At 61.8% G+C, this 3632-nt stretch carries 6 protein-coding genes; 2 read left to right on the top strand and 4 right to left on the bottom strand.

Going from position 1 to position 3632, the window contains the following annotated elements:
• The first annotated feature begins 205 nt into the window (after positions 1-205).
• On the top strand, positions 206-814 hold the full coding sequence (locus AC27IO_RS21845; protein ID WP_498740728.1) for a peptidoglycan recognition protein family protein: 609 nt from the start codon (positions 206-208) through the stop codon (positions 812-814).
• 10 nt (positions 815-824) lie between these two features.
• Complete coding sequence (locus AC27IO_RS21840; protein WP_498740726.1) at positions 825-1262, top strand: hypothetical protein; 438 nt, start codon at positions 825-827, stop codon at positions 1260-1262.
• Positions 1263-1607: 345 nt separating this feature from the next.
• On the opposite strand, the gene AC27IO_RS21835 is transcribed toward AC27IO_RS21840, so the two are convergent.
• From AC27IO_RS21835 to AC27IO_RS21820, 4 genes are all read right to left on the bottom strand, one after another.
• Positions 1608-1967 (bottom strand): 5-carboxymethyl-2-hydroxymuconate Delta-isomerase, encoded by a 360-nt coding sequence (locus tag AC27IO_RS21835; protein ID WP_284429338.1) that lies wholly within the window; start codon positions 1965-1967, stop codon positions 1608-1610.
• Between the two features lie 51 nt (positions 1968-2018).
• Positions 2019-2405, bottom strand: coding sequence for a 6-carboxytetrahydropterin synthase (locus AC27IO_RS21830; RefSeq protein WP_272549004.1), 387 nt, complete (start codon positions 2403-2405; stop codon positions 2019-2021).
• Between the two features lie 51 nt (positions 2406-2456).
• Positions 2457-3095: a 7-carboxy-7-deazaguanine synthase gene (gene queE / locus AC27IO_RS21825; protein ID WP_498740725.1), complete on the bottom strand. Its 639-nt coding sequence runs from the start codon at positions 3093-3095 to the stop codon at positions 2457-2459.
• A partial coding sequence (locus AC27IO_RS21820; RefSeq protein WP_498740724.1) for an aminotransferase class I/II-fold pyridoxal phosphate-dependent enzyme occupies positions 3092-3632 on the bottom strand: 541 nt, incomplete at its 5' end. The genes AC27IO_RS21820 and queE, both read right to left, overlap by 4 nt.

The raw sequence follows: 3632 nt of genomic DNA, 5'->3' as shown, positions 1-3632 counted from the left end.
TCGTGAACAGCCTGCGGGGCTGGCTGGACGCCACGCTGCAGGCCTGAGTCGGCGGGGTCGGCGTCCAGGGGCCGTCGGTTCCAAATCCAGGAACCATTGCAATACGCTATTGGGAGCCTTTCAAAATGCTACCTCAGGTTTTGCACTTCATATTTGAGGTCGACCTTCGCTATCATGCACGCCCATCGTCTAAAAGGGAGTGCTAATGTTAATTGCAATGGGTGGTGTAATTAAACACAGAAAAATAACCACGCAAATATATCCAGGCATCGAGCATGGGCAGATGCTCAGCGTCAGCGGGATCGTTCTACATCAAACCAGCAGCAATTACACTGCCAAAACGCTGATGGCGTACGCGTTTAGGCCGTCAGGAACAGGAACCCACTTTTTAATTAATCCCGCAGGCCAGATATTTCAAACCGCACGAGTGGATAAAATATGCTGGCATATCGGTCGAATAAAATCTTATTGCATGCAGGTGCAAAAATGCGACGCAATCGATAAGAAAGAACTTGAAGCATTAAAATTGAAGTACACCGATAAGGATGAATATGATAAACAGGTGGATGCCTACGAACGAAAGAAAGCAGCCAAAGATCGCTATCCCACTAATTTCGATTCCATTGGCATAGAGGTGGTTGGAGCCCCTCTGAATCAATCTTACGGAAAGCCAACACATGCCCAAAATGAATCGTCAAAATGGTTGGTGGGAGAATTGATTTCGATGCTTAATTTGACTCGTGACCGAATTTATCCCCATGGTTTGATTGATCCCCGAAAGCAGGAAAGCGAAGGGCGATTGATTGGTTACTAGAGGCATCTCAATGAAGAATGTGTTAAAAATCACGTTTTCAGTATTCATCGCTCTAAGTATTTTTATCGGTACTTTTTTTGCATGGTGGTTAATGCCAATCTCCATGCAAGAACCTGAAATTATAAAAGTCATAGACCCCGAAATGAAAGACGAGGACGCTATTAGATTTTGCAATTCTTTCAACATGACGCCTAACGAATTCAGGGAATTCTGGAAAAACGCCAAACCCATTTTTCAATTTGAATCTCATGACTACTCTTTTGGTGCCTGCCACTTCAGGGCCATCGAAAATGGCAAGGAATATAAAATTGGAATTGGCGGTGTAGGAATCATTTCAAATACCAACGATGCCAGCGGAGATTCTTTGCGTTACTACGTGAAAAAAGGGGCGAAGTCCGATAGCGAGCTCATGCTGGAGGAAATGGGCAAAGAGAGCCCATCGAAGTGAGAAAGCGGTTTGTAGGATTTGCCCAGATGCGGGTAGGGCTCGTGAACAGCCTGCGGGGCTGGTTGTCCGCCACGCTGCAGGCTTGAAAGGTGTGAGCCGTGACCGCTGCACTCGCCAGAACACCCCTGCTCTGTGTTGCAAAAACTCGCAGTAACTGAGCTACGTTGGCGGCTTGCGCCTTGATCGGACGTGTTTCGGCGGTGCATCGGGAGGCACCGGATTCGTTCACACCTGCTGAGCCGGTGTCGCAGGCTCCAAGGACTCCGATGCCCGCGGCCATCGCTATATGCTACGTTTTTTGTAGCAATATGCCCTAGTGTTGATTGCGCTGGAGCCCTGTGGGGCTCAAAGCCGCTCTTTCACGTAGGACCCACGGTCCATGTCCACGATCTCCACGCTGAGCTGCACCATCACGCCCCCGGGCCGGGGCGTGAGACGGCGCAGCACGTCGGCCACGCGGCCGGCGAGGTCCTGCTTGGTCTCGGGCGAGCGGCCGGACAGCAGGCGCAGCTGCGCATGCACGAACGCGCGGTCGGCGGGGGCGGTGCCGATCTCGAAGCGGTCGGTGCGCAGGAAGCGGGACTTGAGGTCCGCCTCGTTCTGGATCTCGGGGCTCGCGGTGAGGGACTGGTTCAGTTCCGCCAGCATCTGGGCTTCGGGCAGACCGGCCAGGTTCTGGCTGTATTCGATGACGAGGTGGGGCATGGCGGTTCTCCTGCGGGGTGGGATGAAAGAAGGGGAAGGGGGCGGATGGGCTCAGCCCGGCACCGGGCCGGGCGGCGCCAGGTCCAGCACGCAGCCGTCGCCCAGCGCCTCGCGCCACACGCGCACGCGGCTGGCGGGCGGCTGCATGCCATCGAGCGCCTGGGCGATGAAGCGGCACAGGTTTTCCAGCGTGGGCGTGCCCAGGCCGGGCACCTCGTCCAGCCAGTGGTGGTCGAGCTGCTCGCGCACGGCGGCCAGGCGCTGGCGCAGGTGGCCCAGGTCGATGACCATGCCGGTGGCGGGATCGCGCGGGCCGGTGACGGCCACCTCCGCGTGGTAGGTGTGGCCGTGGATGCGGCGGCTGCCCTCGGCCTCGATCTCGCGCTGCAAGGTGTGCGCGGCATCGAAGAAAAAGCGCTGGTGGACGGTGAACTGCATGGTCGGCGAACGGGCGGGAACGGGGCGAAAAAAAATGGTACGGAACAGGGCTCAGCGGATGCCGGTGAGCTTGTGGGTCTGCAGGCTCAGGCGCCATGCGGGGCGCTCCAGGCAGGCGGCGATGCAGCGCCCGGTGTTGGCGGCCTGCTCCGGGCCGTCCATGGGCTGCAGGAAGCGGTGCGTGAACTGCGTCTGCGACTCCAGCGCGGCGAGGTCGAAGCCGGGCTGGGGCCACACCAGCTTGAGTTCCTGCCCGCTGCGCTGCACCCAGGGCGCGCCGGCCTTGGGGCTGATGCACAGCCAGTCGATGCCGGGCGGCGCGGCGACGGTGCCGTTGCTCTCCACGGCGATGCGAAAGCGCCGCGCGTGCAGGGCGTCGATGAAGTCCGGGTCCACCTGCAGCAGCGGCTCGCCGCCCGTCAGCACGACCAGGCGGTGCGCGGCGTCGTGCGTGGGCCACTGCGCGGCGATCACCTCGGCCAGCGCGTCTGCGGTGGCGAACTTGCCGCCCAGGGTGCCGTCGGTGCCCACGAAGTCGGTGTCGCAGAAGCGGCAGACGGCGCTGGCGCGGTCTTCCTCGCGGCCGCTCCAGAGGTTGCAGCCCGCGAAGCGGCAGAACACGGCGGGCGTGCCGGCTTGGCCGCCCTCGCCCTGCAGGGTGTAGAAGATTTCCTTGACGCTGTAGGTCATGCCAGGGCCTCCACGGCGGCGGGCGCCAGCTCGGCCAGCGCCTGCAGCAGGCGGTCCACGTCGGCCTCGGTGTGCGCGGCCGACAGGGCGATGCGCAGGCGCGCCGTGCCTTCGGGCACGGTGGGCGGGCGGATGGCGGGCACCCACAGGCCGCGCTGGCGCAGGCCTTCCATGGCGGCCAGGGCCTCGTCGTTGGCGCCGATCACCACGGCCTGCACGGCGGTGCGCGACTCGCCCAGTTGCCAGTGCGTGCCCTGCAGCCGCGGCGCGAGGCCGTCCCGCAGGCGCTGGACGAGGCGCGCGAGGTGCTCGCGGCGCGAATCCTCCGCCTCGATGAGCGTCAGGCTGGCCTGCAGCGCGCGCGCCAGCAGCGGCGGCGCGGCGGTGGCGAAGATGTAGCTGCGCGTCTTTTGCAGCAGCCATTCGATCAAGGCGTCGTCGCCCGCGACGAAGGCACCGGCCACGCCCGCGGCCTTGCCCAGCGTGGCCATGTACAGCACGCGCCGCGAGGCCTGCGCGCCGACCAGGCCCGCCTCG

It is taken from the genome of Acidovorax sp. KNOB132, from assembly GCF_057541515.1.
The sequence above is the reverse complement of the archived record's forward strand: the minus strand, read 5'-3'. Positions and strand labels throughout refer to the sequence as shown.